Genomic DNA, 23368 nt, shown 5'->3' with positions numbered 1-23368 from the left:
TTCGGTGACCTGTTCAGGACCATTCACTCGAAGCGAAGGCTACGAACCGTGCGTACGTACAGCCCCAAGCCCGGCGATGTGACGCGCCAGTGGTACGTCATCGACGCTCAGGACATCGTCCTGGGTCGTCTCGCCACCACCGCCGCGACCCTTCTCCGGGGCAAGCACAAGCCGATCTACGCGCCGCACGTCGACACCGGTGACTTCGTCATCGTCGTCAACGCCGACAAGGTGCACCTGTCCGGCAACAAGCGGACCCAGAAGATGGCTTACCGCCACTCCGGCTACCCGGGTGGTCTGCGCTCGGTCCGTTACGACGAGCTGCTCGACAAGAACCCCGAGAAGGCCGTCGAGAAGGCCGTCAAGGGCATGCTCCCCAAGAACTCCCTTGGCCGTCAGATGCTCTCGAAGCTGAAGGTCTACAAGGGTGACCAGCACCCGCACGCTGCCCAGCAGCCGGTGCCGTTCGAGATCACCCAGGTCGCGCAGTAATTCCGGCCACCCTTTAACGCTGAAGAGAATCTGAGGAGAATCGTGGCCGAGACCACCCCCGAGCAGCCGCTCGAAGAGACCGAGCTCGTCGACATCGAGAGCTACACCACCGAGACCGAGCTCCCCGTCGAGGGCGAGTACACCTCGGAGTCCCTCGCGTCCCACTTCGGCGAGCCGCAGCCGGCCGCCGGCCTGGGCCGTCGGAAGAACGCCATCGCCCGCGTCCGGATCGTTCCGGGCACCGGCAAGTGGAAGATCAACGGTCGCACCCTCGAGGACTACTTCCCGAACAAGGTGCACCAGCAGGAAGTCAACGAGCCCTTCAAGGTGCTCGAGCTGGACGACCGCTACGACGTCGTCGCCCGCATCGCCGGTGGCGGTGTCTCCGGTCAGGCCGGTGCGCTCCGTCTCGGTGTCGCCCGTGCGCTGAACGAGGCGGACGTCGACAACAACCGCGGTGCCCTGAAGAAGGCCGGCTTCCTCAAGCGCGACGACCGTGCGGTCGAGCGCAAGAAGGCCGGTCTCAAGAAGGCCCGTAAGGCCCCGCAGTACAGCAAGCGCTAAACAGCGGCGCTTCGCGCGTACTCCGAACGCCCCGGCGGCACGCCCTGTGTGCCGCCGGGGCGTTCGTTTATCTCCGCCAAGGGCGTATAACGACACAAGACGCTCAAAGGCTTGTGTGATCGAACGCTCAGGCGCATGCCATGATTCCTGGCAGCAGTGACGCTTCCTCGGGAGGACAAGTGGGACGACTCTTCGGTACCGACGGCGTGCGTGGCGTCGCCAACGCGGACCTGACGGCCGAGATGGCGCTCGGCCTGTCCGTCGCGGCGGCTCATGTACTGGCCGAGGCGGGCACGTTCGAGGGCCATCGGCCGACCGCGGTGGTGGGCCGTGACCCGCGTGCGTCCGGGGAGTTCCTGGAGGCGGCCGTGGTCGCGGGCCTGGCCAGCGCGGGCGTGGACGTGCTCCGCGTCGGTGTGCTGCCGACGCCCGCCGTCGCCCACCTGACCGGCGTGCTCGGCGCCGACCTCGGTGTGATGCTCTCCGCCAGCCACAACGCGATGCCGGACAACGGCGTCAAGTTCTTCGCCCGTGGCGGCCACAAGCTGGCGGACGACCTGGAGGCCCGCATCGAGGGCGTCTACGACGCGCACCGCCACGGCGAGCCCTGGGAGCGTCCCACCGGCGCCGGGGTCGGCCGGGTCCGCGACTACGAGGCGGGCTTCGAGACCTACGTCACCCACCTGCTGTCGGTGCTGCCGAACCGCCTCGACGGGCTGAAGATCGTCCTGGACGAGGCGCACGGCGCTGCCGCCGGTGTCTCCCCCGAGGCGTTCTCGCGGGCCGGGGCGACCATCGTCACCATCGGTGCCGAGCCGGACGGCCTCAACATCAACGACGGCTGCGGTTCGACCCACCTGGGCCTGCTGAAGGCCGCCGTGCTGGAGCACGGCGCGGACCTCGGCATCGCGCACGACGGTGACGCCGACCGCTGCCTGGCCGTGGACCACACCGGCGAGGAGGTCGACGGCGACCAGATCCTCGCCGTGCTCGCGCTGGCGATGCGGGAGCGTTCCGCACTGTCCGCCGACACCGTCGTGGCCACCGTCATGTCCAACCTGGGCTTCAAGCTCGCCATGGAGCGGGCGGGCATCCGCCTGGTGCAGACGGCCGTCGGTGACCGGTACGTGCTGGAGGAGATGAAGGAGCACGGCTACGCCCTCGGCGGCGAGCAGTCCGGGCACGTCATCATCCTGGACCACGCCACCACCGGTGACGGCACGCTGACCGGCCTGCTGCTGGCGGCGCGAGTCGCCGAGACCGGGCGGGCGCTGCGCGAGCTGGCCTCGGTGATGGACCGGCTGCCGCAGGTCCTGGTCAACGTCCCGGACGTGGACCGCTCGCGGGTGCGCACCTCGGCCGACCTCGCGGCCGCCGTGGGCGAGGCTGAGCGTGAACTCGGCGCGACCGGACGGGTGTTGCTGCGCCCCTCGGGCACCGAGCCGCTGGTCCGGGTCATGGTGGAGGCCGCCGACATCGACCAGGCCCGCACGATCGCCGGTCGGCTGGCCGACGCGGTCAAGTCGGCGCTGGGCTAAGCCGTTTCGGGCTTCCCGCCCGGCCCGCTCTTCCTCCCTTTCCTGGCCCAGAACGCCTTCTGGGCCAGGAGGGTGAGCACCCCCGCCACCACGATGCCGAACAGGTTCAGCAGCAGTTGTTCGCTGGAGCCGACGGTCTGCGTGGTGTCCCCGTAGGCGAGGGCCACGGCGGCGTTCGCGGCGGCCGGGACGGTGGTGACCGAGATGGCCACGCCGACCAGGGCGCCGGACTTGGCCGAGGTCAGCGAGAGCGTCCCGGCCGCGCCCGCGAGCAGCGCCACGACGAACGAGAAGGCGTCCGGCGCGTACACGAACCCGGTGTTGGGCCGGTCGCCCTCCAGCCCGGCCTCGGTGAACAGTCCGGCGGCGTCCATCAGCACGCTGAAGCCGACCGTGACCGCCATCGCGACCGCGAAACCGACGATCAGCGCCAGCAGCGAGCGGGACGCCAGCCGGGGCTTCCCGCGCACCAGCGCGGTACTGATCCCCGCCAGCGGCCCGAACTCGGGGCCCACCGCCATCGCGCCCACGATCAGCACCGCGTTGTCCAGCACCACACCGCAGGCCGCGAGCATCGTGGCGATGGTGAGGAAGGCGAGGTAGGTCACCGACAGGGTCGACTCCTCGTGGGTCTCCTCGACCAGGTGCTGCCACAGCACGGCGTCCGCCGCCTCGCCGGGCGCCTCCGCCTCCGCGCGGTCGGCGCGCGTCGACAGCGACAGGTCCACGTCGTCGGCGGAGATCGAGCCGGTGCGGTCGATGCCGAGGTCCTGGAGCCGGGAGAGCAGGCCGTCGCCCGCCTCGCGGGCCACGTCGCAGGTCACCACGTCTCCGGCCGGGTCGCGGGCGGCGCCGGGCAGGACGACGAGGTGGACGGCGCCGACCGTGGACTCGATCAGGCGCACCACCTCGTCCGTGCGGTCGGACGGGACGATCAGGCGCAGGTGCAGCATGCGCCCATCCAACCCCGCCCGCTACAGCTTGCGCAGGCGCAGCCGCTGCACGGTGTGGTCGGGTCCCTTGCGGAGCTGGAGGGTGGCCCGGCCGCGGGTGGGGGCGATGTTCTCGGTCAGGTTGGGCTTGTTGATGGTCCGCCACAGCCCGCGCGCGTAGTCCACCGCCTCCTGCTCGGAGACCTGGGTGTACTTGCGGAAGTACGAGGACGGGTTCTGGAACGCGGTCTGCCGCAGCTTCTTGAACCGCTCCAGGTACCAGCGCTCGATGTCCTCGCCGCTCGCGTCGACGTACACGCTGAAGTCGAAGTAGTCGGCGAGTCCGACGCGGGTGCGGCCGTCGCTGCCGGGCAGGGCGGGCTGGAGGACGTTGAGGCCCTCGACGATGAGGATGTCCGGGCGGCGGACGGTGAGCTTCTCGCCGGGGACGATGTCGTAGATGAGGTGGGAGTAGACCGGTGCGGTGACCTCGTCCTTGCCCGCCTTGATGTCGGCGACGAAGCGGGTCAGCGCGCGGCGGTCGTAGGACTCGGGGAAGCCCTTGCGGGACATCAGGCCGCGAGCCTGCAACTCCTTGGTGGGCAGCAGGAAGCCGTCGGTGGTGACCAGCTCGACGCGGGGGTGCTCGGGCCAGCGGGAGAGCAGGGCCTGCAGCAGGCGGGCCACGGTGGACTTGCCGACGGCGACGGAGCCCGCGACGCCTATCACGAAGGGGGTCCCGGACTGGGAGCCCTTCTCGCCGAGGAAGGTGTTCAGGGCGCCTCTGAGGCCGTCGGTGGCGCCGACGTAGAGGTTGAGCAGGCGGGAGAGCGGGAGGTAGATGTCCCGCACCTCGTCGAGGTCGATGACGTCGCCGAGGCCGCGCAGCTTCTCCACCTCCTCGGCGGTGAGCGGCTGCGGCGTCTTGTCGCGCAGCGCGCTCCATTCGGCGCGGGTGAGGTCGACGTACGGAGTCGCCTCCGGCTTGTGCCGGTGGGCGCTCCTCGGGAACTCGGAGACCGGTGAGATCACATTCCATTGTTAACGCTGTTTGAACGGGGATGGGCGTGGGGTGCGTCACGCGCGCGGGGGTGGAGATCACATGGCCGTCACGTTCCGGTACCGGCTGGCCTCCCGATGATCACCTGTGCCCCGGCTGTGCGTAATGTGCATGGCAACTGTGCGTAAAGCGCGGGGAAAGTGTCGCGGACGTCGTCCGCCGTCCGCAGAGAAGAGCGTTCACGTGAGTGCCACCGCCGTCCGCCGTACCGTCCTCGCCGCGTCCGCCGCCGCGCTGGCCCTGCTCGCCACCGCCTGCGGTGGCTCCGGCGAAGCGGACAAGGCGGCCGAGGGCAAGGGCGAGGGCTCGCCCGCCGCGGCCGCCCCGGCGGCCAAGGCGCTGACCGCCGCCGAGCTGGAGAAGGCCGCGCTCGCCCAGTCGGACGTGAAGAGCGGCAAGGTCACCACCAAGGTCCCGGCGGGCGACGACCTCGCCGCGGACAAGGTCACCGCCGACGACGCGGCGTGCCTGCCGCTGGCCCGTGCCGAGGCGGCCGTGGCGCAGGGCGAGCCCGCGTCGACGGCGAAGCGGTCCTGGCTCGGTACGCCGAAGAAGCCCGCGCCCGGCACCAAGCCCGAGGACATGCTGATGGCCGCCCTCGACGTGAACAAGACGCTGATCGGTCTCGGCTCCTACGACGGCGGCGCCGCCGAGGACGCCCTGAAGGGGCTGACCACGGCGGCGCGGAAGTGCGCGGGCGGCTTCACGGCCACCATCGGCGGCGAGAAGACGAAGTTCCTCAAGGTCGCCACCGCCGCCGCCCCGCAGGGCGGGGACGAGGGTGTCGCGGTGAACCTGACCATGGCCGCGGACGAGGGTGTCCAGGCCCCGGTCAAGATCGTCGCCGTCCGCAAGGGCGCCACGGTGGCCACCTTCACCACCATCAACATGGCCGCGATGGCCGCGGGCAAGGACTACCGGGTCCCGGCCGACGTCATCGCCGCCCAGGTGACCAAGCTGGGCTGACCGTCTCGTCCTGAGCCCCGAAGGTGAAGGTGTGCGAGCCGTGTGGAGCGGGGTCGGAGGTTGTTCGGAGACGGCAGGGCAACTTTTCTCTCGCTCAGATGTCATGTGAACGTAAGTTTGCACAGCAGGAAACGCAGAGACTGGTACTGAAACGGTGGATGGATGACCCAGAAGGATGACACGGCCGTGGCCGTCACGGCCGATGAGCGACGCGTCGAGGAGGTCACCCCCGTCCACGTCCCGGAGTCACAGGCGCTCTCGGAGCCGAAGACGGCCGCGCCGAGCACCCGGGGCAAGGGGCAGCGGCTGGCCGCGCTGGACGGGCTGCGGTTCCTGGCGGCCGTCGCGGTGGTTCTCTTCCACTTCACCGGCCAGACCCCGGGGACGATGCGGCAGATCTGGGGGCGCCCCTTCGAGGCGATCTTCCCCGACTCGCACGGCTACCTGGCGTACGGCCGGCTCGGCGTCGACCTCTTCTTCCTCATCAGTGGCTTCGTCATCTGCATGAGCGCGTGGGGCCGCTCTCCCCGGCAGTTCTTCATCTCCCGCGTCACCCGGCTGTATCCGATGTACTGGATAGGCGTGCTGGTGTCGGCGTTCGTCATCTACACGTTCGACACCCCGCTGGGCCATCCGAACCCGCGGGAGGTGTTCGCGAACCTCACGATGCTCCAGAAGCCGCTCGGTGTGGCCAATCTGGACTCGGTGTACTGGACGCTCTGGCCCGAACTCTGCTTCTACCTGACCTTCTCCGTCGTGGTGTGGATGGGCCTCACCTACACCCGGGTGGTGGTCTTCTGCGGCATCTGGACGGTCGCCGCGGTACTCGCGCCCGCCGCGCACCTCCCGCTGATGACGGTCCTGGTCAACCCGACCTCGGCACCGTTCTTCATCGCGGGAATGGCCTTCTACCTGATGTACCGGTTCCGGGCGACCCCGCTGCTGTGGGGCATCGTGCTGATGTCGTGGCTGCTCGCCATGCACTTCATCCTGGCCCCGCACGGCGGCCGCCTGGACTGGCACACCTGGCACCCGTGGCGCGGCTGGCTGGTCCTGGTGATCACGGGCTTCTTCGCGCTGATCGCCGTCATCGCGCTGGGCTGGACCAGTCGCATCCAGTGGCGGTGGCTGAGCGTCGCGGGCACCCTGACGTTCCCGCTGTACCTGCTGCACGACGTGATCGGCGTGACCGTCGTCCACCACTTCGGCGACCGGATGGACCCCCGGGTGCTGGTCCTGTCCACGGTGGCCGGGCTGATCCTGCTGTCCTACGTGGTGCACCGGCTCGTCGAGCGCCCGGTCGCGCGGTACATGCGGCGCTGGCTCAACAGCGCCTCCTTCGGCCTGGAGGCCCCGCTGCCGCGCAGGCGCTGAGCCCGGGGCCCCGGAGAGCGGGGGCGTGTCGCGGGACGACTGTCCGCGCGGTACGCCCCCGCTCTTTCATGTCCGCCCGGGGCTTCGTACCCCCGTGGGAATTTCCGAATTCGGGCACGCGGCGACCGTTTTCGATCGCTGACGGACCGTAGGCTGCGGCACATGTGCGGAATCGTGGGATACGTAGGGGCGCAGTCGGCGCTCGATGTGGTGATGGCCGGGCTGAAGCGGCTGGAGTACCGGGGATACGACTCCGCCGGTGTCGCGATGCTCGCGGACGGCGGGCTGGCCACGGCGAAGCGGGCCGGGAAGCTGGTCAACCTGGAGAAGGAGCTGGGCGAACGCCCGCTCCCGGCCGGTACCACCGGCATCGGGCACACCCGCTGGGCCACCCATGGCGGCCCGACGGACGCCAACGCCCACCCGCACCTGGACAACGCGGGCCGGGTCGCGGTCGTGCACAACGGCATCATCGAGAACTTCGCCGTGCTGCGCGCCGAACTCACCGAGCGAGGCCATGAGTTGACCTCGGAGACGGACACCGAGGTGGTCGCGCACCTGCTGGCGGAGGAGTTCTCCGCGAGCGCCGACCTCGCGGAGGCGATGCGGCTGGTGTGCCGCCGCCTGGAGGGCGCCTTCACGCTGGTCGCGGTGCACGCCGACGAGCCGGACGTGGTGGTGGGGGCCCGCCGCAACTCCCCGCTGGTGGTCGGCGTCGGCGAGGGGGAGGCGTTCCTCGCCTCCGACGTCGCCGCGTTCATCGCGCACACCCGTGAGGCGATCGAGCTGGGCCAGGACCAGGTGGTCGAGCTGCGCCGGGAGGGCGTCACGGTGACCGGCTTCGACGGCAGCCCGGCCGAGACCCGCGCCTACCACGTCGACTGGGACGCCTCGGCCGCCGAGAAGGGCGGCTACGACTACTTCATGCTCAAGGAGATCGCCGAGCAGCCGAAGGCCGTCGCGGACACCCTGCTCGGCCGTATCGACCCCTCCGGCTCGCTCACCCTGGACGAGGTGCGGATCGGCGCCGCCGAGCTGCGCGAAGTGGACAAGGTCGTCATCGTCGCCTGCGGTACGGCCTTCCACGCGGGCCTGATCGCCAAGTACGCCATCGAGCACTGGACCCGCATCCCCTGCGAGGTCGAGCTGGCCAGTGAGTTCCGCTACCGCGACCCGATCCTGGACGGCCGCTCCCTGGTCATCGCGATCTCCCAGTCCGGCGAGACCATGGACACCCTGATGGCGCTCCGGCACGCCCGCGAGCAGGGCTCCAAGGTGCTGGCCATCTGCAACACCAACGGCTCCACCATCCCGCGCGAGTCGGACGCCGTGCTCTACACGCACGCCGGGCCCGAGGTCGCCGTCGCCTCCACCAAGGCGTTCCTGACCCAGCTGGTCGCCTGCTACCTCGTCGCCCTCTATCTGGGCCAGGTGCGCGGCACCAAGTGGGGCGACGAGATCCGGGACGTCGTCCGCGACCTCTCCCGCATCTCCGGCGCGGTCGACCGGGTGCTGGAGACCATGGAGCCGGTCCGGGAGCTGGCCCGCTCCCTCGCCGGGAAGAACACGGTGCTCTTCCTGGGCCGCCACGTGGGCTACCCCGTCGCCCTGGAGGGCGCCCTCAAGCTCAAGGAACTCGCCTACATGCACGCCGAGGGCTTCGCGGCGGGCGAGCTGAAGCACGGCCCCATCGCGCTGATCGAGCAGGACGTGCCGGTCGTCGTGATCGTGCCCTCCCCACGCGGCCGGTCCGTGCTGCACGACAAGATCGTCTCCAACATCCAGGAGATCCGCGCCCGCGGCGCCCGCACCATCGTCATCGCCGAGGAGGGCGACGAGGCGGTGGTCCCGTACGCCGACCACCTCATCCGCATCCCGGCCACGCCCACCCTGCTCCAGCCGATGGTCTCCGCCGTGCCGCTCCAGGTGTTCGCCTGCGAACTGGCCACCGCGCGCGGCAACGAGGTGGACCAGCCGAGGAACCTCGCGAAGTCGGTGACGGTCGAGTAGGGGCGCGGCCGTAGGCTCCCGGCATGAGCATCATCGGGGTCGGGATCGACGTGGCCGAGATCGACCGGTTCCGGGCGGCGCTGGAGCGTACGCCCAACCTGGCCGCCCGGCTGTTCGTCGCGGCGGAGCTGACGCTGCCGGGCGGGGAGCGGCGCGGGATCGCCTCGCTCGCGGCCCGGTTCGCGGCCAAGGAGGCCCTCGCCAAGGCGCTGGGCGCGCCCGCCGGGCTGCTCTGGACCGACGCCGAGGTGTACGTCGAGGACAGCGGGCAGCCCCGGCTGCGGGTCGAGGGCACCGTCGCGGCCCGCGCGGCCGAGCTGGGGGTGCGGTCCTGGCACGTCTCGCTCAGCCACGACGCGGGCGTCGCCTCCGCCGTGGTGATCGCCGAGGGGTGAACCATCCGGGTGCGGGGGCCCGCGCATCGGGGGCAGACTCGGACCCATGCGACGTGCGTACAGCGTGGAGACGGTACGGGCCGCCGAGCGCGCCCTGATGGCCCGGCTGCCCGAGGGCACCCTGATGCGGCGGGCGGCCGGCGGACTGGCCACCGCCTGCGGCGAGTTCCTCGGACGGACCTACGGCAGCCGGGTCGTGCTGCTGGTCGGCAGCGGCGACAACGGCGGCGACGCGCTGTACGCCGGAGCCCTGCTGCGTCGGCGCGGCGCCGGGGTCACCGCCGTCCTCCTCTCACCCGACCGCGCCCACGAGGGCGGCCTCGCCGCCCTGCGCCGGGCGGGCGGCGCCGTCATCGGCCCCGAGCGGGCGCTCGGCGCGATCGAGCGGGCCGACCTCGTGGTGGACGGTGTCGTCGGCATCGGCGGCAAGGGGGGCCTGAGGCCCGACGCCGCCCGGCTGGCGTCGGCCGCCGAGCGGGCGCGGGCCGCGGTCGTCGCGGTGGACCTGCCCAGCGGGGTCGACGCGGACACCGGCGAGGTGTCCGGCTCCGCCGTCCGGGCCGACCTGACCGTCACCTTCGGCGCGTACAAGCCCGGCCTGCTGATCGACCCCGGCCGGGAGTACGCCGGGACGGTGCGCCTCGTCGAGATCGGCCTCGAACTGCCCCCGGACCCGGTGCTGGAGGCCCTCCAGCACGAGGACGTGGCCCGGCTGCTGCCCCGGCCGGACGCGGAGAGCGACAAGTACCGGCGCGGGGTGCTCGGCGTCGCCGCCGGGTCCGCCCGCTATCCCGGCGCGGCCGTCCTCGCCGTCTCCGGCGCGCTGCGCGGCGGCGCGGGCGCCGTACGGTACGTCGGCCCCGCCGGGGACGCGGTCATCGCCCGCTTCCCCGAGACCCTCGTCTCCGACCAGGGCCCCGACCACGCGGGCCGGGTGCAGGCGTGGGTGGTGGGACCGGGCGCCGGGGAGGACGCGGCGACCGTGGCCAAGGTGCTCGGCGCGGACGTGCCCGTGCTGCTGGACGCCGACGGGCTGCGGCTGGCCGACCGGGACACCGTGCGCGGGCGCACCGCGCCGACCCTGATGACCCCTCACGCCGGTGAGGCCGCCGCCCTGCTGGGGGTGCGCCGCGAGGAGGTGGAGGCGGCCCGGCTGGCCTCGGTGCGGGAACTGGCCGCGACCTACCGGGCGACGGTGCTGCTGAAGGGCTCCACCACCCTGGTCGCCGACCCCGGCGGCGGCCCTGTCCGGGTCAACTCCACCGGCACCGGCTGGCTGGCCACCGCGGGCAGCGGTGACGTGCTGTCAGGGCTCGCCGGATCGCTGCTCGCCTCCCACCTGTCGGCGCTGGACGCGGGCAGCGTCGGCGCGTACCTGCACGGCCTCGCCGGGCGCCTCGCCTCACGCGGCGCCCCCATCGCGGCGCTGGACATCGCCGAGCACCTGCCCGAGGCGTGGCGGGACGTCGTACGGGACTGAGACCAGGTCAGGCGCGGTCGGGGCGGATCGCCGAGGAGTGCGGCCGGGGGCCGCCGACGCCCTCTGAGAGACTGGGGGCGCCATGAACGAGACTTCCGCTGTGCCGACCGCGCCGCTGCGCGCCCGCGCCGAGATCGATCTGGGTGCCCTGCGCGCCAACGTCCGGGCGCTGCGTGCCCGTGCCGAGGGCGCGTACCTGATGGCCGTCGTCAAGTCGGACGCGTACGGCCACGGTGCCGTGCCGTGCGCCCGTGCCGCTCTGGAGGCCGGGGCGACCTGGCTGGGCACGGCCACCCCGGAGGAGGCGCTCGCGCTGCGCGCGGCCGGGCTGCCGGGCCGGATCATGTGCTGGCTGTGGGTGCCCGGCGGGCCCTGGCGGCAGGCGATCGAGGCGGATCTCGACGTGTCGGTCAGCGGCATGTGGGCGCTGCGCGAGGTCACCGCGGCCGCCCGCGAGGCGGGCCGCCCGGCGCGCGTGCAGCTCAAGGCCGACACCGGCCTAGGCCGCAACGGCTGCCAGCCCGCGGACTGGCCCGAGCTGGTCGGCGCCGCCCTGGAGGCGGAGGCGGCCGGGCTGATCAGGGTCACCGGACTGTGGTCCCACTTCGCCTGTGCCGACGAGCCCGGCCACCCCTCCATCGCCGCCCAGCTGACCCGGTTCCGGGAGATGGTGGCGCACGCGGAGGAGCGGGGCGTGGAGCCGGAGGTGCGGCACATCGCCAACTCCCCGGCCACGCTGACCCTGCCGGAGAGCCACTTCGACCTGGTCCGCACCGGCATCGCGATGTACGGCATCTCGCCCAGCCCCGAGCTGGGCACCCCGGCCGACTTCGGGCTGCGCCCGGTGATGACGCTGAGCGCGTCGCTGGCGCTGGTCAAGCGGGTGCCGGGCGGCCAGGGCGTCAGCTACGGCCACCACTACGTCACGCCGGGCGAGACCACCCTCGGCCTGGTGCCGCTGGGCTACGCGGACGGCATTCCCCGGCACGCCTCGGGCGGCGGTCCGGTGCTGGTCGAGGGCAAGTGGCGGACCGTCGCGGGGCGGGTGGCGATGGACCAGTTCGTGGTCGACCTCGGCGGCGACGAACCCGAACCGGGCACGCGGGCCGTGCTGTTCGGGCCGGGCGACGGCGGCGAACCCACCGCCGAGGACTGGGCGCAGGTGTGCGGCACGATCGCGTACGAGATCGTCACCCGGATCGGTACGCGCGTGCCCCGCGTCCATCTGAACGGATGACCCGCACGGGTACCGGGCGCGCTACTGTCCGGTAGCCTCCGGGCGCACCGGCCCGGCGAACGCCAGTACGGCGAGGAGGAACGGCACGTGAGCGAGAGCAGTGCGGACGCCGTGGTGGACGCGGTCGCCGCGACGGCCGCGTCCGGCGGCTGGCGCAGGGCGACCGGCCTCGCCGGCGCCGCGATAGGCGTCCTGGCCGCCGGAGCGGCGGCCGGGGTCGCGATAGAGCGGATGACGGTCGGCCGCGGCATGCGCCGCAAGGCCGTCCTGGCGCTGGACTCCACCGGCCCCTACGGCACCCTGCGCGGCACCCCCGGCAAGGCGTACGCCGACGACGGCACCGAGCTGTACTACGAGGTCGACGACATCGACCCCGATCCCGGCCCGAGCGTCTCCCCGCGCCGCCGCAGGCTCTTCGGCCGCAAGGCGCCCGCCCCGGTGACCGTCGTCTTCTGCCACGGCTACTGCCTCGCCCAGGACTCCTGGCACTTCCAGCGGGCCGCCCTGCGCGGCGTCGTCCGCACCGTCCACTGGGACCAGCGCAGCCACGGCGAGTCCGGGCGGGGCGTGTCCCAGACCCGCGACGGGCTGCCGGTCACCATCGACCAGCTCGGCCGGGACCTGAAGGCCGTACTGGACGCCGCGGTGCCCGAGGGGCCGGTGGTGCTGGTGGGGCACTCGATGGGCGGGATGACGGTGATGGCGCTGGCCGCGCAGTACCCGGAGTACGTCCGGGACCGGGTCGTCGCCACCGCGTTCGTCGGCACCTCCTCCGGCAGGCTCGGCGAGGTCAACTTCGGGCTGCCGCTGGCCGGGGTCAACGCGGTGCGCCGGGTGCTGCCGGGCGTGCTGAAGGCGCTGGGGCAGCAGGCGGAGCTGGTGGAGAAGGGGCGCCGGGCCACCGCGGAGCTGTTCGCCGGGGTGATCAAGCGGTACTCGTTCGCGGGGCGGGACATCGATCCGGCGGTCGGGCGGTTCGCGGAGCGGATGATCGAGTCCACGCCGATCGACGTGGTCGCGGAGTTCTACCCGGCGTTCACCGACCACGACAAGACCGAGGCGCTGGCCTGCTTCGCGGACATGCCGGTGCTGGTGCTGGCCGGGGTGCGCGACCTGGTCACCCCGAGCGAGCACAGCGAGGCCATCGCGGACCTGCTGCCCGACGCCGAGCTGGTGCTCGTGCCGGAGGCCGGGCACCTCGTCATGCTGGAGCATCCCGAGGTCGTCACCGACCGGCTCGCGGACCTGCTCACCCGCGCGGGAGCCGTCCCGGCAGGGGCTACCGTTAGCGGCTATGGACGAGGCAGCAGCACCGCACAACCCGGCTGAGACCCGGCTCACCGTCACCTCCCCCGAGCAGATGCGGGAGCTGGGCCTGAGACTGGCCGGGCTGCTGCGCGCGGGCGACCTGGTGATGCTCACCGGCGAGCTGGGCGCGGGCAAGACGACGCTGACCCGGGGGCTCGGCGAGGGGCTCGGGGTGCGGGGCGCGGTCACCTCGCCGACCTTCGTGATCGCCCGGGTGCACCCCTCGCTGGTCGACGGCCCGCCGCTGGTCCACGTCGACGCCTACCGCCTCTCCGGCGGGCTCGACGACATGGAGGACCTCGATCTCGACGTGTCCCTGCCCGAGTCGGTGATCGTCGTGGAGTGGGGCGAGGGCAAGGTCGAGGAACTGACCGACGACCGGCTGGAGATCCTCATCCACCGCGCGGTCGGCGACACCACGGACGAGGTCCGCCACGTCACCCTGTCCGGCCTCGGCGACCGCTGGGCGAAGGCCGGCCTGGACGCGCTCGCGGGCTGAGGGCACCGATATCCCGACAGGCTGTCGGAAACGTATTGCGCGGGACGTACCGGGCGTGGTCACATGGTACCCAGCCCGTGGTTAGGCATACCTAACCCCGCCCGCCCCCGCAGCTCAGGAGGCGCCCCATGCCCGTTCCGCGTCCCCCGGCCCGCCCCGAGCGCACCCCGGCCGCCCCGCATGTCCCCATGCGGGATCTGCTGGCATCCTGCGCGGCGGCGAAGGCGATCTCCACCCCGCCCCCGCCCCCGGCCCGGGCCGAACACACACCGGCCCACCGCGAGGCGGCCTGACCGGCGTCAGCCGGTCGACACCGACCCCTGCCCGCCGGGCTCCTTCGGCGCCCAGGTCGGCGCCCTGACCGCTTCCTCGGGGTCGGCCTCGTCCATCAGCACCCGCCACCCGCTGTCCCCGTCCACCCGCAGGCTCAGCTCCTTGACCTGCCCGGTGTCCCGGAAGTACAGCACCACGACCTGCCGTTCGGACGCCTCGTCGTAGAAGTCGGCGGAGACCCGGCCCCGGGCGCCCGCACGGAAGCCCTTGACCCAGTTCGCGGCCGTGGGGCGCGGCTCGCCGTCGCCGGTGGCCAGCTTCGCCAGCTCCCCGGCCTCGCCGTCGGCCAGGCGCCAGACGACTTCCTGGACCGCCCGCAGGGACCCGGCAGACGGGTAGCCGAACACCCGCAGCGGCTCATGGCCGGAGTAGTCCGTCTCGTACCGGGCGCCGGACGAGCCGTCGCTCGTGCACGCCGACAGGGCCAGCAGGGCGCCCGCCGCGAGGCCGCACGCGGCTATGAAGGTCTTCCTGGTTCTGGTTCGCACCCCGGACACGATGCCATCAGCGGATCACCACCACCGGCACCCCGATCGTGGCGAACTGCCACATCGCGTCGCCGTCGGGGCGGGTCTCGCGGATGGCGCCGGTGCGGGGGGAGCCGGGGTCGGCGGTCTTGTTGCGGGTGGCGGCGCTGAAGCCGACGGTGACGCCGTCGACCTGGGTGAAGCGGACGACGTGTTCGACCGGGACGCCGTCGCTGCCGGTGATCGCGTTGGAGCGGGAGGTCACCCAGTAGGAGCCGGGGGCCGGGTCGACGCCGCCGGGGTGGACGCCGAAGGTGCGGGTGACGCGGCCGCGGTCGGTCACCAGCCAGACCCGGTCGTCGTCGACCGAGTACACGACCCGCTCGCCCTTGCCGGAGTTCGCGGGCAGCGCGGTGGGGTGGCGGCGGTCGCGCGGGGCCTTGGTGACGGCCACCGAGGGGGAGGCGCTCGCCGAGGGGGCGCGCAGGCTCGCCGGGACGTCCGCGTGGGCCTGGTAGGCGAGGACGCCGATGGTGCCGACGGACACCGCGACGAGTCCGGCCACGATCCCCGAGCTGGTCCCTGCCACGTGCGCCACCTCTGCCTCGTACCGACCCGTAACGGTTCGCGGAAAATGTCGTACTTCATACAGACCGTAGCAGTCAGTCACGGTCCGACCGGGACGGGCGTGCGCGAGCCGTCGGCGCCGTAGGCTGTTCGCGTGCTTCTGCTCGCTCTGGATACCGCCACCCCCGCCGTCACCGTCGCCCTGCACGACGGGACGGACGTCGTCGCCTCGTCGAGCCAGGTGGACGCCCGCCGCCACGGAGAGCTGCTGCTGCCCGCCGTCGACCGGGTGCTCGCCGCCGCCGGGGTCAAGCTGGACGCCGTCACCGGCATCGTCGTCGGCACCGGCCCCGGCCCGTACACCGGGCTGCGGGTCGGCCTGATGACCGCCGACACCTTCGGGCTCGCCCTCGGCGTCCCCGTGCACGGCGTGTGCACCCTGGACGGCCTGGCCTACGCCGCCGACATCGAGAAGGGCCCCTTCGTCGTGGCGACCGACGCCCGGCGCAAGGAGGTCTACTGGGCGACCTACGCCGACTCCCGCACCCGGCTCACCGGCCCGGCCGTGGACCGCCCGGCCGACATCGCCGAGCGCGTCGCGGGACTGCCCGCCGTCGGCGCGGGCGCGCTGCTCTACCCGGACACCTTCCCCGACGTCCACGAGCCGGAGCACGTGTCCGCCGCCGCGCTCGCCTCGCTGGCCGCCGAGAAGCTGGCCGCGGGGGAGGAGCTGACGGAGCCCCGCCCGCTGTACCTGCGCAGGCCCGACGCCCAGGTGCCGAAGAACTACAAGGTGGTCACCCCCAAGTGACCGCGACGCTGCGCGAGATGCGCTGGTGGGACATCGACCGGGTGCTGGGCCTGGAGAAGGACCTCTTCCCCGAGGACGCCTGGTCGCGGGGCATGTTCTGGTCCGAGCTGGCGCACGCCCGCGGCGACGGCGCCACCCGCCGCTACCTCGTCGCGGAGGACGGCGCCCGGCTCGTCGGGTACGCCGGGCTCGCCTCCTCCGGCGACCTCGGCGACGTGCAGACCATCGCCGTCGCCCGCGACCAGCAGGGCACCGGCCTCGGCGCCCGGCTGCTGACCGAGCTGCTGCGGGCCGCGACCGCCTTCGAGTGCGCCGAGGTGATGCTGGAGTGCCGGGTGGACAACACCCGCGCCCAGAAGCTCTACGAGCGCTTCGGCTTCGCCCCCATCGGCTTCCGGCGCGGCTACTACCAGCCGGGCAACGTGGACGCCCTGGTGATGCGCCTGACCGACCCCTCTTCCTCCCTGGAAGACGTACAAGGAACCGAGATCAATGGCTGACGAACCTCTCGTCCTCGGCATCGAGACCTCCTGCGACGAGACCGGCGTCGGCATCGTGCGCGGCACCACCCTGCTCGCCGACGCGGTCGCCTCCAGCGTCGAGGAGCACGCCCGCTTCGGCGGTGTCGTGCCCGAGGTGGCGTCCCGCGCGCACCTGGAGGCGATGGTCCCGACCATCCACCGCGCGCTGAAGGAGGCGGGCGTCACCGCCCGCGACCTCGACGGCATCGCCGTCACCGCCGGTCCCGGCCTCGCGGGCGCCCTGCTGGTCGGCGTCTCGGCCGCCAAGGCGTACGCCTACGCCCTCGGCAAGCCCCTCTACGGCGTGAACCACCTCGCCTCGCACATCTGCGTGGACCAGCTGGAGCACGGCCCGCTGCCCGAGCCGACCATGGCGCTGCTGGTCTCCGGCGGCCACTCCTCGCTGCTGCTGTCCTCGGACATCACCTCCGACGTCCGGCCGATGGGCGCCACCATCGACGACGCGGCCGGTGAGGCGTTCGACAAGATCGCCCGCGTGCTGAACCTGGGCTTCCCCGGCGGCCCGGTCATCGACCGCTACGCCCGCGAGGGCGACCCGACGGCCATCGCCTTCCCGCGCGGCCTGAGCGGCCCCCGCGACCCCGCGTACGACTTCTCCTTCTCCGGTCTGAAGACCGCCGTGGCCCGCTGGATCGAGGCGAAGCGCGCGGCCGGTGAGGAGGTGCCGGTGCGTGACGTGTCCGCCTCCTTCCAGGAGGCCGTGGTGGACGTGCTGACCCGCAAGGCGGTGCGCGCCTGCAAGGACGAGGGCGTCGACCACCTCATGATCGGCGGCGGTGTCGCGGCCAACTCCCGGCTGCGGGCGCTGGCCCAGGAGCGCTGCGAGGCGGCCGGTATCCGGCTGCGGGTGCCGCGCCCCAAGCTGTGCACGGACAACGGCGCGATGGTCGCCGCACTCGGCGCCGAGATGGTCGCCCGCAACCGGGCCGCCTCCGACTGGGACCTGTCCGCCGACTCCTCCCTGCCGGTCACCGAACCGCACGTGCCGGGCAACGGCCACAGCCACGACCACGACCATGTGCACGAGGTCAGCAAGGAGAACCTGTACTCGTGAGCGTCGCCCTGATGTGGGAGGCGAAGGCCGCCGAGGGCCGGGGCGGGGAGCTGCTGGAGTGGGCGCGCGCGCAGGAGCTGGCCGCGCGCCCGCTGCGCCGCGAGACCTTCCGGGCACCGGGGGACCGGGTGCTGGTCATCACCTGGTGGGACGCGGCCTACGACGCGGACGTACCGGAACTCCCGGCGCCGGACCCGGAGCTGGTGTCCCGGCCGGTGCACCGGTGGCGGTTCGAGCCGGTCGAGAACTGAGGGGCGCGATCCGTCGGCTCCGGGTGGCGCGCGACGGTGATCTCTGGCTATGATCATCACACAGCGAACGGCCGGAACAACTCCGGTACGAACGCCGCGCGTTGGTGGTCCAAGTCAAGACGCCCCGCTTCCTGCGGGGAAATGCAGGTGCAAGACCTGCCCAGCGCTCAGATCAGAAGGCCGCTCCGGTTCCGACCGGGGCGGCCTTCGCCGTTCCCGGCCCGCGAGGGGCCGGGGGCCGAGGGCGCCTACGCCGGGTGCCCGATCAGCATGGTCGGCGCGCCCGCCACGCGGGTCATGAACACGGTCGCGGCGTGGGGGCCCTGCGGCTTGACCTTCTTCCGCAGTTCCTCCGGTTCGACCGCCGAGCCGCGCTTCTTCACGGTCAGGTTGCCGACCCCGCGCTCCCGCAGCAGCGCCTTCAGCTTCTTGACGTTGAACGGCATCCGGTCGGTGATCTCGTAGGCGGTGGCGTACGGGGTCGGGCGGAGTTCGTCGGCGGTGATGTACGCGATCGTCTCGTCCAGCAGGCCGCCGTCCAGTTCCTCGGCGACCTCCGCGACCAGGTGGGCCCGGATCACCGCGCCGTCCGGCTCGTAGAGGTACCGGCCGGGGGTACGGACCGCCGGGTCGGGCAGGCCCCGGCCCAGGAGGGTGCGGGGGCCGGGGAGGAGCGTGGCGCGGATGCCGCCCGGCGCGTCGGTGCCGAACCAGAGCACGGCCTCCTTCACATCACCCCCGTCCGAGATCCACTCGGCCTCGGCCTCGGCGGGCACCGTTTCGTGCGGGATGCCGGGCGCGATCTTCAGGGCGGCGCGGGGAGCGGCGAGCGCGGTGGCCACGGCCCAGGACAGGGGCGGCGAGTACGCCTCCGGGTCGAAGACGCGGCCGCGTCCGCCGCGCCGGGCGGGGTCCACGAACACCGCGTCGTACCCGGCGGTGTCCACCTCGGTGACGTCGGCCTCGCGCACCTCGATCAGCTCACCGAGGCCCAGCACCTCGGCGTTGGCCCGCGCGACGGCCGCGGTCAGCGGGTCCCGGTCCACCGCGAGGACCCGGATTCCGGCGCGGGCCAGCGCGAGCGCGTCACCGCCGATCCCGCAGCACAGGTCGGCCACCGAGGTGATGCCGAGCGCCCGCATACGCTCCGCGCGGTACGCGGCCACGCTCGCCCGGGTCGACTGCTCGACGCCGTTCGGCGTGAAGAACATCCGCCGCGCGTCCTCGGCCCCGAACTTGGCCTCCGCCCGCTGGCGCAGCCGGGCCTGGCCGAGCGCGGCCGACACCAGCCCCGCCGGGTGGGTGCGGCGCAGCCGGGTGGCCACGGCGAGTTCGTCGACGGGCGCGGTGCCGCGCACCTCGTCGAGGAGGGCCCGGCCCTCGTCGGTGCGCAGCGCGTGGAATCCCTGGAGAGCGGAGAGCTGGTCGTTCACCGGCTCATTGTGGGCCAGTCGGTGGACCGTGCGCCTCCGGCGGCGGTGTCGGGCCGGGATCGGGGCGGGTACCTGCCAAGATCCGGCACCATGCGACATGTAGTACAAAATGACAAATCCCGGACCAGGTTCGGGTCCCTGGCCGTGCGCTGCTCGGCCGCAGCGCTGGCCGCGACCGCCGTGCTCACCGGCTGCTCGGACTCTGGCTCCGCCCCCGCCGGGCAGGGCGGCCCCGCCAAGGCCCCTGACGCCGCCTCGGCCCGCCTCGCGGAGCAGCGGCGCATGGTGGCGGCGGCCCGCAAGTGGCGGCTCGACCAGGTACCGCTCACGGCCCCGGCCCCGCCGAAGGTCAAGCCGAGGATCACCGCGCGCGCGGGGTTCCAGGTGGACCACCAGGAGGACGAGAACCTCCCCCCGGTCTTCACCACCGTCCCCACCGACAAGAAGATCGTCTTCCTCACCATCGACGACGGCGCCGAGAAGGACCCCCGGTTCCTGGAGATGATGCGCGAGCTGAAGGTCCCGTACACCGCCTTCCTCAGCAACTACCTGGTGAAGGACGACTACGGCTACTTCCGCAAGATGCAGTCGTACGGGAACACCGTCAACAACCACACCCTGACCCACCCCTACCTGCCCGGCCTCTCCTACGAGCAGCAGCGCCAGGAGATCTGCGGCATGCAGGACATCATGGAGAAGCAGTACGGCAAGCGCCCCGAGGTCCTGCGCCCGCCCTACGGCGACTACAACCAGGACACCCTGCGCGCCGCCAAGTCCTGCGGCATCAAGTACGCGCCGATCTGGAACGAGGAGGTCTTCGTCGACCACTGGGAGTACCGCGAGGACGACCAGCGACTGCGCAAGGGCGACATCGTCCTCACCCACTTCCGGGGCACCGACGAGTGGGACGGCACGATGCTCGACGACATGCGCCGCTTCCTGAACAAGGTCACCCGCGAGGGATACGCCGTGGCACGCCTGGAGGACTACCTGTGAGGCGCCGGGCGCGGCCGGCCCACCGTGCGGCACGGGCCGTCGCGCTCGCCTCGGCCGCACTGCTGCTCACCGGCTGCGCCCAGTCGGTCGACCCCATCGAACGCCTCACCAAGAAGGCCGCGCAGGGCGTCCACCGCCCCTCCCCGGCCCGCCCCCTCTCGGTCCGTACGGGGACGCGGGGGGTGGACCACGTGGCCACGACCGACAAGGTCGTCTTCCTGACCTACGACGAGGAGGCCGTACGCGACCGGAGGCTGGCCGCCCTGATCGGCGAACTCCGCCTGCCGGTCACCGTCTTCACCCGAGCCGAAGCCCCCGCCCACTGGCGCGCCACGACCACCCGCCACGGCCTCGCCTACAAGGGCACCCCCAGACACCTGACCCCCGGCGACATCATCCGCATCACCCCGGGCCGGGAGGGCACCCTGACCGAGCGCACGGCGCAGGTGCTGAAGGAGGCCCGGGACCGGGGCCTGACGCCGGGAAAGCTGACGGACTACCCGTAGACACTTCAGCCCGTCCGGCGATCGAGGACGAGGCCCGTCCAGGGCCGAAGCGGGGGCCCGGGGGCGGCAGCCCCCTGGACGACGAGCGTCCCAACGGCACGGTGAAGCCACACCAAAGAGGTACCCATCCCCGACGCGCCGCACGGCAATTGGCACTCCGCTTGACCGAGTGCTAACCCCGGTCATAGTCTCGGCACTGGCACTCGGCACATGAGAGTGCCAACAAAGCGACGGGCAGGTCCGGCACCCGCGACGACGGATCGACCTGGTCGCCACCTCAGACAGTCAACCCCGTGAATTCTCAGAAGGGGGAGGTCGGATCGTGACGACCGCCAGCTCCAAGGTTGCCATCAAGCCGCTCGAGGACCGCATCGTGGTCCAGCCGCTGGACGCCGAGCAGACCACGGCCTCGGGCCTGGTCATTCCGGACACCGCGAAGGAGAAGCCCCAGGAGGGCGCCGTCCTCGCCGTCGGTCCGGGCCGCTTCGAGAACGGCGAGCGCCTGCCGCTCGACGTCAAGGTCGGCGACATCGTGCTGTACAGCAAGTACGGCGGCACCGAGGTGAAGTACAACGGCGACGAGTACCTCGTCCTCTCGGCCCGCGACGTGCTCGCGATCATCGAGAAGTAGTTCACCCCGAAGCATCTGCTTCACCACTGCGCCCCTGGTTCCCGCGACCGTAAAGAAGCCGGGCGGCCGGGGGCGCAGGCACATCCACCCAGATTTTCCGAGAGGGCTCCCGCTGTCATGGCGAAGACACTGAAGTTCGACGAGGACGCCCGTCGCGCCCTTGAGCGCGGCGTCAACAAGCTTGCCGACACGGTGAAGGTGACGATCGGCCCCCGCGGCCGCAACGTCGTCATCGACAAGAAGTTCGGCGCGCCCACCATCACCAACGACGGTGTCACGATCGCCCGTGAGGTCGAGATCGAGGACCCGTTCGAGAACCTCGGCGCCCAGCTGGTGAAGGAGGTGGCGACCAAGACCAACGACATCGCGGGTGACGGCACCACCACCGCCACCGTGCTCGCCCAGGCGCTGGTCCGCGAGGGCCTGAAGAACGTCGCCGCCGGTGCCTCCCCGGCCGCCCTGAAGAAGGGCATCGACGCCGCGGTCAAGGCGATCTCCGAGGACCTGCTCGCCTCGGCCCGCCCGATCGACGAGAAGTCCGACATCGCCGCCGTCGCCGCGCTGTCCGCCCAGGACCAGCAGGTCGGCGAGCTGATCGCCGAGGCCATGGACAAGGTCGGCAAGGACGGTGTCATCACCGTCGAGGAGTCCAACACCTTCGGTCTGGAGCTGGACTTCACCGAGGGCATGGCCTTCGACAAGGGCTACCTGTCCCCGTACTTCGTCACCGACCAGGAGCGTATGGAGGCCGTCCTCGACGACCCGTACATCCTGATCAACCAGGGCAAGATCTCCTCGATCACCGAGCTGCTCCCGCTGCTCGAGAAGATCATCCAGAGCAACGCCTCGCGTCCGCTGCTGATCATCGCCGAGGACGTCGAGGGCGAGGCCCTGTCGACCCTGGTGGTCAACAAGATCCGTGGCACCTTCAACGCCGTCGCGGTGAAGGCCCCCGGCTTCGGCGACCGCCGCAAGGCGATGCTCCAGGACATGGCCGCGCTCACCGGCGCCACGGTCATCTCCGAGGAGGTCGGCCTCAAGCTCGACCAGGCCGGTCTGGACGTGCTCGGTTCCGCCCGCCGCGTGACCGTCACCAAGGACGACACCACCATCGTCGAGGGTGGCGGCGACTCCGCCGACGTGCAGGGCCGCATCGCGCAGATCAAGGCCGAGATCGAGAACACCGACTCCGACTGGGACCGCGAGAAGCTCCAGGAGCGCCTCGCCAAGCTGGCCGGCGGCGTGTGCGTGATCAAGGTCGGCGCCGCCACCGAGGTGGAGCTGAAGGAGAAGAAGCACCGTCTGGAGGACGCCATCTCCGCGACCCGCGCCGCGGTCGAGGAAGGCATCGTCTCCGGTGGTGGCTCCGCGCTGGTGCACGCCGCGAAGGTCCTGCAGGACGGTCTCGGCAAGACCGGCGACGAGGCCACCGGTGTGACCGTCGTCCGCAACGCGGTCGTCGAGCCGCTGCGCTGGATCGGCGAGAACGCCGGCCAGGAGGGCTACGTCATCGTCTCCAAGGTCAAGGACCTGGAGAAGGGCCACGGCTACAACGCCGCGACCGGCGAGTACGGCGACCTGGTCAAGGCCGGTGTCATCGACCCGGTCAAGGTCACCCGCTCCGCCCTGGAGAACGCCGCCTCCATCGCCTCCCTCCTCCTCACGACCGAGACCCTGGTCGTCGAGAAGAAGGAAGAGGAAGAGGCCACCGCGGGCCACGGCCACGGCCACGGCCACTCCCACTAAGGCAACGCCCGTTCAGGGCAAGTGACTTCGCCCCGCCATGTCCTCCCGGCGGGGCGAAGCGCTGTTCAGAGCTCGACCGTTGGTTGATGAAAGCTCCGACCGACAACATGCTGGCAATGTCTGGTCGTCATGTGCCTTCGCTGGGGGGGGGATTCCGAGTCACCCGGCGCACATCC

At 72.0% G+C, this 23368-nt stretch carries 25 protein-coding genes; 20 read left to right on the top strand and 5 right to left on the bottom strand.

The features are described 5' to 3' along the window. Positions 1-48: 48 nt before the first annotated feature. The 3 genes from rplM (at position 49) to glmM (ending at position 2594) form a co-directional block, all read left to right on the top strand. A complete protein-coding gene (gene rplM / locus ACIPPM_RS16750) occupies positions 49-492 on the top strand; it encodes a 50S ribosomal protein L13 (protein WP_030811719.1) in 444 nt (147 codons plus the stop codon). A 42-nt stretch (positions 493-534) separates the two neighbouring features. Beyond that, on the top strand, positions 535-1056 hold the full coding sequence (rpsI, locus tag ACIPPM_RS16745; RefSeq protein ID WP_388996844.1) for a 30S ribosomal protein S9: 522 nt from the start codon (positions 535-537) through the stop codon (positions 1054-1056). Positions 1057-1235: 179 nt separating this feature from the next. Then, complete coding sequence (glmM, locus tag ACIPPM_RS16740; RefSeq protein WP_401448126.1) at positions 1236-2594, top strand: phosphoglucosamine mutase; 1359 nt, start codon at positions 1236-1238, stop codon at positions 2592-2594. Here the strand turns inward: glmM and ACIPPM_RS16735 are convergent. Then, positions 2591-3547: a DUF389 domain-containing protein gene (locus tag ACIPPM_RS16735; protein ID WP_401448124.1), complete on the bottom strand. Its 957-nt coding sequence runs from the start codon at positions 3545-3547 to the stop codon at positions 2591-2593. The genes glmM and ACIPPM_RS16735 overlap by 4 nt on opposite strands. Positions 3548-3568: 21 nt before the next feature. Then, a complete protein-coding gene (gene coaA, locus ACIPPM_RS16730) occupies positions 3569-4558 on the bottom strand; it encodes a type I pantothenate kinase (protein ID WP_401448122.1) in 990 nt (329 codons plus the stop codon). Positions 4559-4769: 211 nt separating this feature from the next. Here coaA and ACIPPM_RS16725 point away from each other — a divergent pair, with 211 nt between their 5' ends. From ACIPPM_RS16725 to ACIPPM_RS16685, 9 genes are all read left to right on the top strand, one after another. Next, positions 4770-5552, top strand: a complete 783-nt coding sequence (locus ACIPPM_RS16725) for a hypothetical protein (RefSeq protein ID WP_401448120.1) — start codon at positions 4770-4772, stop codon at positions 5550-5552. 162 nt (positions 5553-5714) lie between these two features. Further along, a complete protein-coding gene (locus ACIPPM_RS16720; RefSeq protein WP_401448118.1) occupies positions 5715-6926 on the top strand; it encodes an acyltransferase family protein in 1212 nt (403 codons plus the stop codon). A 162-nt stretch (positions 6927-7088) separates the two neighbouring features. Next, the gene (glmS, locus tag ACIPPM_RS16715; protein WP_401448116.1) at positions 7089-8936 is read left to right on the top strand and encodes a glutamine--fructose-6-phosphate transaminase (isomerizing); all 1848 of its coding nucleotides are present in this window, start codon (positions 7089-7091) and stop codon (positions 8934-8936) included. Positions 8937-8959: 23 nt separating this feature from the next. Continuing rightward, complete coding sequence (locus ACIPPM_RS16710) at positions 8960-9331, top strand: holo-ACP synthase (RefSeq protein ID WP_401448114.1); 372 nt, start codon at positions 8960-8962, stop codon at positions 9329-9331. A gap of 46 nt (positions 9332-9377) precedes the next feature. Beyond that, a complete protein-coding gene (locus tag ACIPPM_RS16705) occupies positions 9378-10811 on the top strand; it encodes an NAD(P)H-hydrate dehydratase (RefSeq protein ID WP_401448112.1) in 1434 nt (477 codons plus the stop codon). A gap of 82 nt (positions 10812-10893) precedes the next feature. Then, positions 10894-12048, top strand: a complete 1155-nt coding sequence (gene alr, locus ACIPPM_RS16700) for an alanine racemase (RefSeq protein WP_401448109.1) — start codon at positions 10894-10896, stop codon at positions 12046-12048. Positions 12049-12135: 87 nt separating this feature from the next. Beyond that, positions 12136-13377, top strand: a complete 1242-nt coding sequence (locus ACIPPM_RS16695; protein WP_401448107.1) for an alpha/beta fold hydrolase — start codon at positions 12136-12138, stop codon at positions 13375-13377. Beyond that, the gene (gene tsaE / locus ACIPPM_RS16690) at positions 13343-13855 is read left to right on the top strand and encodes a tRNA (adenosine(37)-N6)-threonylcarbamoyltransferase complex ATPase subunit type 1 TsaE (RefSeq protein ID WP_401448105.1); all 513 of its coding nucleotides are present in this window, start codon (positions 13343-13345) and stop codon (positions 13853-13855) included. The genes ACIPPM_RS16695 and tsaE overlap by 35 nt, the downstream gene beginning before the upstream one ends. Positions 13856-13983: 128 nt before the next feature. Beyond that, entirely contained in the window at positions 13984-14148 is a 165-nt protein-coding gene (locus ACIPPM_RS16685; RefSeq protein ID WP_401448103.1) for a hypothetical protein, read from the top strand. 6 nt (positions 14149-14154) lie between these two features. Here the strand turns inward: ACIPPM_RS16685 and ACIPPM_RS16680 are convergent, their stop codons facing one another. Together ACIPPM_RS16680 and ACIPPM_RS16675 are read right to left on the bottom strand one after the other, a co-directional pair. Then, on the bottom strand, positions 14155-14676 hold the full coding sequence (locus tag ACIPPM_RS16680; RefSeq protein ID WP_401448100.1) for a hypothetical protein: 522 nt from the start codon (positions 14674-14676) through the stop codon (positions 14155-14157). 16 nt (positions 14677-14692) lie between these two features. Then, positions 14693-15244, bottom strand: a complete 552-nt coding sequence (locus ACIPPM_RS16675) for a hypothetical protein (protein WP_401448098.1) — start codon at positions 15242-15244, stop codon at positions 14693-14695. A gap of 132 nt (positions 15245-15376) precedes the next feature. Between ACIPPM_RS16675 and tsaB the strand changes: the two genes are divergently transcribed. The 4 genes from tsaB to ACIPPM_RS16655 are packed head-to-tail and all read left to right on the top strand — an operon-like array spanning position 15377 to position 17880. Then, a complete protein-coding gene (gene tsaB, locus ACIPPM_RS16670) occupies positions 15377-16033 on the top strand; it encodes a tRNA (adenosine(37)-N6)-threonylcarbamoyltransferase complex dimerization subunit type 1 TsaB (RefSeq protein WP_393595868.1) in 657 nt (218 codons plus the stop codon). A gap of 17 nt (positions 16034-16050) precedes the next feature. Beyond that, the gene (gene rimI / locus ACIPPM_RS16665; protein WP_164195974.1) at positions 16051-16533 is read left to right on the top strand and encodes a ribosomal protein S18-alanine N-acetyltransferase; all 483 of its coding nucleotides are present in this window, start codon (positions 16051-16053) and stop codon (positions 16531-16533) included. Then, a complete protein-coding gene (gene tsaD / locus ACIPPM_RS16660) occupies positions 16526-17629 on the top strand; it encodes a tRNA (adenosine(37)-N6)-threonylcarbamoyltransferase complex transferase subunit TsaD (RefSeq protein WP_401448094.1) in 1104 nt (367 codons plus the stop codon). The genes rimI and tsaD overlap by 8 nt, the downstream gene beginning before the upstream one ends. Then, positions 17626-17880: a hypothetical protein gene (locus tag ACIPPM_RS16655; protein WP_401448092.1), complete on the top strand. Its 255-nt coding sequence runs from the start codon at positions 17626-17628 to the stop codon at positions 17878-17880. The genes tsaD and ACIPPM_RS16655 overlap by 4 nt, the downstream gene beginning before the upstream one ends. Before the next feature lie 248 nt (positions 17881-18128). Here the strand turns inward: ACIPPM_RS16655 and ACIPPM_RS16650 are convergent, their stop codons facing one another. Continuing rightward, complete coding sequence (locus ACIPPM_RS16650; protein WP_401448090.1) at positions 18129-19421, bottom strand: methyltransferase domain-containing protein; 1293 nt, start codon at positions 19419-19421, stop codon at positions 18129-18131. Here ACIPPM_RS16650 and ACIPPM_RS16645 point away from each other — a divergent pair. The 4 genes from ACIPPM_RS16645 to groL all read left to right on the top strand — a co-directional run bounded on the left by ACIPPM_RS16645 (position 19404) and on the right by groL (position 23192). Then, positions 19404-20309 carry a polysaccharide deacetylase family protein gene (locus ACIPPM_RS16645; protein WP_401448087.1) on the top strand — a complete coding sequence of 302 codons (906 nt, stop codon included), beginning with the start codon at positions 19404-19406 and terminating at the stop codon, positions 20307-20309. The genes ACIPPM_RS16650 and ACIPPM_RS16645 overlap by 18 nt on opposite strands. Beyond that, a complete protein-coding gene (locus tag ACIPPM_RS16640; RefSeq protein ID WP_401448085.1) occupies positions 20306-20815 on the top strand; it encodes a hypothetical protein in 510 nt (169 codons plus the stop codon). The genes ACIPPM_RS16645 and ACIPPM_RS16640 overlap by 4 nt, the downstream gene beginning before the upstream one ends. Before the next feature lie 322 nt (positions 20816-21137). After that, a complete protein-coding gene (groES, locus tag ACIPPM_RS16635; protein WP_018543953.1) occupies positions 21138-21446 on the top strand; it encodes a co-chaperone GroES in 309 nt (102 codons plus the stop codon). Between the two features lie 117 nt (positions 21447-21563). Beyond that, positions 21564-23192 carry a chaperonin GroEL gene (gene groL, locus ACIPPM_RS16630; protein WP_401448082.1) on the top strand — a complete coding sequence of 543 codons (1629 nt, stop codon included), beginning with the start codon at positions 21564-21566 and terminating at the stop codon, positions 23190-23192. The last annotated feature ends 176 nt before the right edge of the window (positions 23193-23368 follow it).

The sequence above is a fragment of the Streptomyces sp. NPDC090119 genome, from assembly GCF_044747085.1.
GTDB lineage: Bacteria > Actinomycetota > Actinomycetes > Streptomycetales > Streptomycetaceae > Streptomyces.
The sequence above is the reverse complement of the archived record's forward strand: the minus strand, read 5'-3'. Positions and strand labels throughout refer to the sequence as shown.

Excerpts from the sequence above, each read along its gene's own strand:
- glmS (WP_401448116.1), top strand. The coding sequence starts at position 7,089 with ATGTGCGGAATCGTGGGATACGTAGGGGCGCAGTCGGCGCTCGATGTG.
- ACIPPM_RS16735 (WP_401448124.1), bottom strand. The coding sequence starts at position 3,547 with ATGCTGCACCTGCGCCTGATCGTCCCGTCCGACCGCACGGACGAGGTG.
- groL (WP_401448082.1), top strand. The coding sequence starts at position 21,564 with ATGGCGAAGACACTGAAGTTCGACGAGGACGCCCGTCGCGCCCTTGAG.
- ACIPPM_RS16645 (WP_401448087.1), top strand. The coding sequence starts at position 19,404 with ATGCGACATGTAGTACAAAATGACAAATCCCGGACCAGGTTCGGGTCC.
- rimI (WP_164195974.1), top strand. The coding sequence starts at position 16,051 with ATGCGCTGGTGGGACATCGACCGGGTGCTGGGCCTGGAGAAGGACCTC.
- ACIPPM_RS16720 (WP_401448118.1), top strand. The coding sequence starts at position 5,715 with ATGACCCAGAAGGATGACACGGCCGTGGCCGTCACGGCCGATGAGCGA.
- ACIPPM_RS16705 (WP_401448112.1), top strand. The coding sequence starts at position 9,378 with ATGCGACGTGCGTACAGCGTGGAGACGGTACGGGCCGCCGAGCGCGCC.
- alr (WP_401448109.1), top strand. The coding sequence starts at position 10,894 with ATGAACGAGACTTCCGCTGTGCCGACCGCGCCGCTGCGCGCCCGCGCC.
- ACIPPM_RS16685 (WP_401448103.1), top strand. The coding sequence starts at position 13,984 with ATGCCCGTTCCGCGTCCCCCGGCCCGCCCCGAGCGCACCCCGGCCGCC.
- ACIPPM_RS16710 (WP_401448114.1), top strand. The coding sequence starts at position 8,960 with ATGAGCATCATCGGGGTCGGGATCGACGTGGCCGAGATCGACCGGTTC.
- tsaD (WP_401448094.1), top strand. The coding sequence starts at position 16,526 with ATGGCTGACGAACCTCTCGTCCTCGGCATCGAGACCTCCTGCGACGAG.
- tsaE (WP_401448105.1), top strand. The coding sequence starts at position 13,343 with ATGGACGAGGCAGCAGCACCGCACAACCCGGCTGAGACCCGGCTCACC.